A 5,440-nucleotide genomic window follows, 5' to 3' on the forward strand; every position below is an offset into this window, starting at 1 on the left:
GCTAATAATCAGTGGGGGATGAACAAAACCCCCACTGATTAAAGTTTCACTTTATCGTATATACGACTTTACTTACTTGAGTATACATGTAAAATATTTATAGGATCAAACGAATAACTTTTCGTGTTAAGGAAGGGGCTGAATCATTGAATTTTAATATAAATAAATCGATTATTAAAGAAGTATGCGGAGAGACCTCATATAAAAGAGGCGAAGCTTATTATAAATCAAATAAAGTAATAATAAATCATTATGATGAAAATAAAGAAATTTGCGAGGCGACGGTAAAAGGGAACGAAGATTTTCATGTTACAGTAGAAAAAGCTAAAAAAGGTGATGTTGTTGCGAAATGTAGTTGTCCTTCATTAGCGTCTTTTCAAACGTACTGTCAACATGTTGCGGCAGTATTGATACAAATAAATTATAATCAGCAAACCGGTGGAATGCTGCCTATTAGCAGCGGAAACATGAGCGGAAATGAACAATTAACAAGCGGGATGTTTCAGTTGTTTGCAGAACAACCACTGAGGCCAAAAAGTAAACAACACCGTTTTGATACACGTGAAATACTTGATATTGAGTTTAATTGTACACCAGTAGTTACGAAAAATGGTGGGGCACTTCTTGGGGTTCAGTTGAAGATCGCCAAAACGTATTTCGTAAATCATATTAGAGAATTTCTTTCTAAAGTGGAGAAAAGAGAGGCTTTTAATTGTTCCAATGAATTTACATACACACCAGATGTACATAGCTTCAAGCAAGAAACGGATGCGATTATTCAGCAACTTATTAAAATGTATCATAATGAAAAAATGTATGAAGATACACTAGAAGTACACGCAAAACAAGATGATAGCATGATTTTAATACCGCCAGCTTCGTGGATGGATATGCTTTCTTTACTTTCTAAAACTGAGTGTGTGAGACTTAATCAAGATGGACAATCTTTTCACGGTTTACAAATTTCAAAAGGACTACTGCCTTTACATTTTGAGTTTAATAAAGGGAGTAACGGTGGGTTTACACTTTATATTGACGGCTTACAACAAGTAGAAGTAATGGATACGTATAGTTATGCTCTATTTGGAGGGAAACTGCATCAGTTGAATGCTGAGGATTGTAAGCGGCTTATCGAATTACAAAAAATGATGAATCGTTCTAGTAGTAACCAGTTGTATATTCCAGCAGATAAGATGGAACACTTTGTAGCAAAAGTTGTACCAGGGTTAATGAAGCTAGGAACTGTGCGAATAGATGAGGTAGTATCAGATCGTGTTGAAACACCCGCATTAAAAGCGAAATTATATTTAGATCGAGTGAAAAATCGCTTATTAGCAGGTCTCGAATTTCATTATGGAAACGTCGTGATTAATCCGTTAGAAGAGGATGGACAGCCATCTGTTTTTAATCGTGATGAAAAAAAGGAAAAAGAGATTTTAGACATTATGAGTGAAAGTGCCTTTGCAAAGACAGAAGGCGGTTATTTTATGCATAATGAAGAAGCTGAGTATAACTTTTTATATCACGCTGTTCCAACGTTAAAAGGTTTAGTTGATATTTATGCGACGACAGCAATCAAATTACGAATTCATAAAGGAGATACAGCTCCTCTTATAAGAGTTAGAAGGAAAGAGAGAATTGATTGGTTATCATTTCGCTTTGATATAAAGGGTATTCCGGAGGCAGAAATTAAAGGGGTATTAGTCGCTCTTGAGGAGAAACGAAAATATTATCGTTTAGCAAGTGGTGCTCTACTATCACTTGAGAGTAAAGAGTTTAATGATATTAATCAGTTTATAAAAGAATCTAGTATTCGAAAAGAATTTTTAAAGGGCGAAGAAATAGATGTCCCTCTTATTCGTAGTGTGAAATGGATGAATTCACTGCAAGAAGGAAACGTATTAAGTTTAGATGAGTCTGTTCAAGAATTGGTAGAGAACATTCAAAACCCTAAAAAGCTGAAGTTTGCGGTGCCAAGTGGCTTAGATGCGATAATGAGAGAGTATCAAACATACGGATTCCAGTGGATGAAAACACTTGCCTATTATCGTTTTGGCGGCATTTTAGCTGATGATATGGGACTGGGGAAAACGTTGCAAAGTATTGCTTTTATAGATTCTGTTTTGCCGGAAATTCGAGAGAAGAAACTGCCTATATTAGTTGTTTCTCCGTCTTCCCTTGTTTACAACTGGCTTAGCGAGTTAAAAAAATTCGTTCCACATATTAGAGCTGTTATTGCCGATGGAAATCAAGCAGAGCGCCGAAAAGTTTTAAAAGATGTAACGAAATTTGATGTAGTCATTACGTCATATCCTTTACTAAGAAGAGATATAAGATTATATGCAAGGCCATTTCATACGTTATTTCTTGATGAAGCACAAGCATTTAAAAATCATACGACGCAAACTGCGAAGGCAGTAAAAACGATTCAAGCAGAGTACCGTTTTGGATTAACGGGAACACCTGTAGAGAATTCATTAGAAGAGCTATGGTCTATCTTCCACGTTGTCTTCCCAGAATTATTACCGGGAAGAAAAGAGTTCGGTGATTTAAGACGTGAAGATATTGCGAAGCGCGTAAAGCCTTTCGTGTTAAGAAGGTTAAAGGGTGATGTATTACACGAACTCCCAGAAAAAATAGAGCACTTACAATCATCAGAACTATTACCGGACCAAAAAAGGCTCTATGCCGCTTATTTAGCAAAGTTAAGAGAAGAAACGTTAAAACATTTGGATAAAGATACGTTACGTAAAAATAAAATTCGGGTTTTAGCTGGTTTAACGAGACTACGGCAAATTTGTTGTCATCCAGCTTTGTTTGTTGATGACTATAAAGGTAGTTCAGCTAAATTTGATCAGCTGCTAGAAATTTTGGAGGAATGCAGAAGTACAGGGAAGAGAATTCTTATATTTTCTCAATTTACGAAGATGCTTTCAATAATCGGGCGAGAATTAAACCGTCAAGCAGTTCCATACTTTTATTTAGATGGGAGTACACCAGCGCAAGAACGTGTAGAGCTATGCAATCGGTTTAACGAGGGAGAAGGGGATCTATTTCTTATTTCGTTAAAAGCTGGTGGCACAGGACTAAATTTAACGGGTGCAGATACAGTTATATTGTACGATTTATGGTGGAATCCAGCTGTTGAACAACAAGCAGCGGATAGAGCGTATCGAATGGGACAAAAAAATACAGTGCAAGTGATTAAGTTAGTAGCACATGGAACAATTGAAGAAAAAATGCACGAGTTACAAGAGAGTAAGAAAAATTTAATTGCTGAAATTATTGAGCCGGGGGAAGAAAAACTGTCTTCAATAACGGAGGAAGAAATTCGAGATATCCTTATAATTTAATATGGAAAAAAGCTATGCTTTCAAATTTATGAGAGCATAGCTTTTTTGTTGTAATAATTATATTTTGTTTTGAACAAAGTAAAGAAATAAAGCGAAATTTATTTTATTTCTTTGTACCTTTACTTTTGTATGGTTTTGCAGCTTTCTTTTTCGCACTTGATTGCCAACGGTTCCATCCTTTACTTCCTGTACCTTGTCCTACACCTTTTTTCGGTTTTGCTTTCGTTTTACTCATATGATCACTCCGTTATATAAAAAATCTGATTTGATAATAGCCAATGTTTTAGAAAAATACTATCGATAAATGACTATGTTTGCTTTAAGTAAAAACAAACTGCTTGAATGCTATAGTATATCATGAAATTGCGAGTAAACTGAAAGGAATTACAAATAAAATGAAAATAATAAGAAATACTGCGGATTCTATTTTTCGAACGATCACATTACTGGTTGTGTATATGTTAGTTTCAATTAGTGAAATGTTTTTTGGATTGAAGAGACAAAGGAAATAAAAATGTTATATTAAGAACAGTCGGTAAAGGCATAAAATAAAGAATTGAAAAATATTTTAAAACTTTTTGTTGACTTTATCTATTTTTTGTATAGAATAATCATTAATAAAATGTTTCAGAGATGTGACAACAAAACGACTATGAAAGGACGAGTAGTAGTAGGATGTAGTTTAAGCGAGTCAGGGACGGTGTGAGCCTGGTACGAAGCCTATTATGAAGAACCTCCTGGAGTCGCTAACCGAAATCCTTTATAGGAAAGTAGACTTAGCCGGGAACTTCGCCGTTACAAGAAGAACAGTATCGAGATTTTTTCATCTCCGTACTGTATAAGTGAGCAACCTCTGTTGCTAATTTGGGTGGTACCGCGGAACCAAAGTCTTTCGTCCCAGTTTTTTGGGAAAGAAGGGCTTTTTTTGTTGGCTTTTTTCCACAACATCCAAACATTTTAGGAGGAAACCACCATGTATCAATCATTAATGACAGTAAGAGAGACTCAAATCGCAATTAAGGAAGTTAAAACATTTTTCGAGGATCAATTAGCAAAACGCCTTGAACTATTCCGCGTATCTGCACCATTATTCGTAACGAAAAAATCAGGATTAAACGATCACTTAAACGGTGTAGAACGTCCAATTGAGTTTGATATGTTACATTCAGGAGAAGAATTAGAAATTGTGCATTCACTAGCGAAGTGGAAAAGATTCGCATTACATGAATACGGATATGAAGCTGGTGAAGGTTTATATACAAATATGAACGCGATTCGTCGTGATGAAGAACTTGATGCAACACATTCCATTTATGTTGACCAATGGGATTGGGAAAAAATCGTTCAAAAAGAATGGCGTACTGTCGATTACTTACAAAAAACAGTACAAACAATTTATGGAATATTCAAAGAATTGGAAGATCACTTATTTGAAAAGTATCCGTTCCTTGGAAAGTATTTACCAGAAGAAATTGTTTTCATTACTTCTCAAGAACTGGAAGATAAATATCCAGAATTAACACCGAAAGATCGTGAACATGCAATTGCGAAAGAACACGGTGCAGTCTTTATTATTGGAATTGGTGATGCACTCCGTTCAGGTGAAAAGCATGATGGACGCGCATCCGATTATGATGATTGGAAATTAAACGGTGACATTTTATTCTGGCACCCAGTACTACAAGCTTCATTCGAATTATCATCAATGGGAATTCGTGTTGATAGTAAAGCACTTGATGAGCAATTAACGAAAACTGGTGAAGACTTCAAACGTGAGTATGATTTCCATAAAGGTATTTTAGAAGACGTACTACCATTAACAATTGGTGGTGGCATCGGCCAATCAAGAATGTGTATGTACTTCTTACGTAAAGCACATATCGGTGAAGTTCAATCTTCTGTATGGCCTGACGATTTACGTGAAGCTTGCAAAAAAGAAAACATTCATTTGTTTTAATATAATTGAAAGGGAGAGTAGCTGTGGAATAAGAGCTACTCTCCCTTTTTTACTTTGACGTGAAAAAAGTTATTTTGAATGAATATAGATCGTTTTTTCAAGGGAAAGAGCGAAAGGGTATATGTAATAA

At 35.4% G+C, this 5,440-nt stretch carries 3 protein-coding genes, 1 pseudogene and 1 other annotated feature; of the genes and pseudogenes, 3 read left to right on the forward strand and 1 reads right to left on the reverse strand.

All coding sequences use genetic code 11. The features are described 5' to 3' along the window. The first annotated feature begins 146 nt into the window (after positions 1–146). On the forward strand, positions 147–3,353 hold the full coding sequence (locus AB3X48_RS17015; protein WP_367959752.1) for an SNF2 helicase associated domain-containing protein: 3,207 nt from the start codon (positions 147–149) through the stop codon (positions 3,351–3,353). Positions 3,354–3,456: 103 nt separating this feature from the next. On the opposite strand, the gene AB3X48_RS17020 is transcribed toward AB3X48_RS17015, so the two are convergent. Continuing rightward, a complete protein-coding gene (locus AB3X48_RS17020; protein WP_000047589.1) occupies positions 3,457–3,588 on the reverse strand; it encodes a DUF3934 family protein in 132 nt (43 codons plus the stop codon). Positions 3,589–3,996: 408 nt separating this feature from the next. Continuing rightward, positions 3,997–4,256, forward strand: a binding site (T-box leader). 70 nt (positions 4,257–4,326) lie between these two features. Between AB3X48_RS17020 and asnA the strand changes: the two genes are divergently transcribed. Both asnA and AB3X48_RS17030 read left to right on the forward strand, forming a co-directional pair. Beyond that, positions 4,327–5,310, forward strand: coding sequence for an aspartate--ammonia ligase (gene asnA / locus AB3X48_RS17025; RefSeq protein WP_016104478.1), 984 nt, complete (start codon positions 4,327–4,329; stop codon positions 5,308–5,310). Between the two features lie 47 nt (positions 5,311–5,357). Next, positions 5,358–5,440 (forward strand): annotated as a pseudogene (locus tag AB3X48_RS17030) (helix-turn-helix domain-containing protein); the annotation flags it as partial.

This window comes from Bacillus sp. S4 (assembly GCF_040838205.1).
Lineage (GTDB): Bacteria > Bacillota > Bacilli > Bacillales > Bacillaceae_G > Bacillus_A > Bacillus_A cereus_U.

What these genes read in the sequence shown, in the direction of transcription:
- AB3X48_RS17020 (WP_000047589.1), bottom strand. Translation starts at nt 3,588, where the DNA reads ATGAGTAAAACGAAAGCAAAACCGAAAAAAGGTGTAGGACAAGGTACA.
- asnA (WP_016104478.1), top strand. Translation starts at nt 4,327, where the DNA reads ATGTATCAATCATTAATGACAGTAAGAGAGACTCAAATCGCAATTAAG.